This window comes from Endozoicomonas sp. SESOKO4, assembly GCF_024606275.1.
This window is the reverse complement of sequence record NZ_JAHHPS010000333.1, coordinates 1-2,080: the sequence shown is the minus strand read 5'-3', so window position 1 is coordinate 2,080 and position 2,080 is coordinate 1. Positions and strand designations below refer to the sequence as shown.

Sequence of the window (2,080 nt, the reverse complement as noted above, 5' to 3'; positions counted from 1 at the left end):
GAGAATAGTCAGCAGTCTGATCTGAAGAAGATAAACTGCAGACGCTGCAGAGGCGATTGGCCAGTGGTATTTCGTCGATCGGAACGCCACTGGTATCAGGATTGCGGAAATGCCTTTTGAATGAATCACTGACCTCGCTATCCTGAGTTGGATTCGTTGGCGGGATATGCTGAAATAATGTGTCAAGACGATCTGGTAACATCAAGATATTCCTTTAAAGTTAATATTAATCCATGATTTAATGGTCAGGAGCTTGTCGCATTAATCAATTAATTTCGTTTGACTATGTTTTTTTTATAAAGTTCACACATCAGCCCGAAAAAACCATTTGATCAGGATATAAAAGACTTAGTCGTCTGAATGCCAGTGAGAGTGCTCATCAGATAATCCAGGCGGATTACACATTACAACGATTAAAATGAAGGTTAAATAACGTTAGAGAATAGCTTTAACTATCGGTGATAAGCACCTGACCAGATGGTACTTGGAGATTGAGCCATAAAAGTCCGGTAAACAGCAGTCCATTACCCGTCACTAAGGTTCATCATCGACTTTTTCCAGGCCCAGAGCTTTAAGAAGCCTGTGAAGCTCAGGGTTTCTGAGGGTTGCTGAACGGATAAAGGCATTATCATGCTGAAGCTCAGTAGCCGCATACATGAAAGCATGAGAATTATGTTCAATTAAGTTCAGCAAATACTCGCGATCATTCAATACCTCTTCACTGGCGTAATCTAAGTTACGAATATCTCTGGCAACTGCGATTTGAACAATGTTTTTATCTCCTCGTAATCTCTCACTTGCATACTTCAGAGCCGATGGAGTCTTTGAGATAGCAGTCTTTACAACAACATCATCATCCTGAAATTTCGGAGCTGCATAGAGCAGTTGATACCCATCCCGCGTGATTGCGGTCATGACAACATGTCTATCACCCTTCAGTTCTTCACTAACATATTCCAGATTATCCGGGGCTTCGGCAATGGTTGTTAATACAAGATCCCTATCGTTTCTAATCTGTTGGCTGGCATATTTCAACCCATGCTTCAGCAGAACATCCCTGACCTTTTCTTTATGAGCCATAGACGGCTGACACGGTGGAATATAAAATTTCAGTCGGTAATTGTGGGATGGCTCAACCACAAAGTATTGATCACTCAAACCATAGATATGCTCAATCAATGAGATGGCGTTAGCTTTATTGGGATCTAGTAATAAAAGATGATGTAATAGTTCCCTGCGGGTGTCCTCACTGACCTCATCACTCATTAACATTTCCTTAAGATGATCCTCCGATTTTTTCATACATGCTACCAACTGCCGACTATGATCAATAAACTCTTGGTGGGGAGTACTTAATAACGGGTAGCAACTGAAAGTCATCTTATTGAACTTCCAATAAACCATTAAGAAAAGACAATGTTGAAAGGCGAACCTGTCGGTTTCTACTGGAGCATTGCTGTTAAGGCGTTCTGCAAGCAAGCTAAAGTTCCATTGATCTCCTTCAAAAATAGCTATGCCCCTCAATAGACTATCCAGGTCACGAGTTGCAGTTACCACAGTGAACAGTTTTTGGAAGGCACCCAACATGGCTTGAGTGGATGTTATTCGGACGCATTCGACGATAATTTCTCCCACTGCAGGGTTGTAACCCAGCTCCATGCTATCGGCATCTTTATGAAGTCCGATCGCTTTCAATAACCGTACCAGAAGCCACATACGTTTCAATTTATGAGGTCCATCACTGCCATCAGGGCGACGAAATCTGTCAGAAAACTTCAGCCGCAAGGTTCGTTCTTTTCCTCCCCCAGCGTTTTCAAGCAGCTCGATAAGGCCCACATGAAGTCCTAACTCCAGGTTAACAATTAAGGCGTCAACCAAGCTAACAACAGTCACAGGGCGCATTATTCCTTCGATGGCGGCTTTGAAGGACGGCGTCAATAGGGACGCCTTTTTTCTCGGGGGTGTGAAATCAACATAGGTGACTGCCCATTTCTGATGGGATACTGTGCCCTGACCCGAAGTCGTAGAGACCGGCGCCAGTGCATTTACGAAGCGCTGATGCAGGGCAAAAATCAGCTCA

2 protein-coding genes are annotated in these 2,080 nt (G+C 43.4%); both read right to left on the bottom strand.

The genetic code is table 11. The features are described 5' to 3' along the window. Positions 1-205: hypothetical protein (locus KDK16_RS06310; RefSeq protein WP_257275205.1), on the bottom strand; the 205-nt coding region annotated here is incomplete at its 3' end. Between the two features lie 329 nt (positions 206-534). Continuing rightward, the coding region (locus tag KDK16_RS06305) for a DUF4116 domain-containing protein (RefSeq protein WP_257275204.1) at positions 535-2,080 on the bottom strand (1,546 nt) is incomplete at its 5' end.